A 241-nucleotide genomic window follows, 5' to 3' on the forward strand; every position below is an offset into this window, starting at 1 on the left:
TGAAGTCCATCCTGTGTTACTGGGGTCTGGCCCCGAGCCGTTAACAGACGACTTCAATGCCGAATACATTACCGAGAAGGCAGAAACACGTAAAGTCGCCGTGAAGCAATTCATCATGGACAACAAAGTGGTGGTGGGGGTCGGTAATATTTACGCCAACGAAGCACTATTTTCTTCACGAATTCACCCTTTGCGACCGGCGAATAAAGTGACAAAAGAAGAGTGGGTATTGCTAGATCGG

General features: G+C 48.1%; 1 pseudogene. It reads left to right on the plus strand.

The window, feature by feature from the left end:
* Positions 1–241: pseudogene (locus tag ABOA88_RS24140) on the plus strand (DNA-formamidopyrimidine glycosylase); the annotation flags it as partial.

Source organism: Pseudomonas sp. PKS (assembly GCF_051913525.1).
Lineage (GTDB): Bacteria > Pseudomonadota > Gammaproteobacteria > Pseudomonadales > Pseudomonadaceae > Aquipseudomonas > Aquipseudomonas guariconensis_D.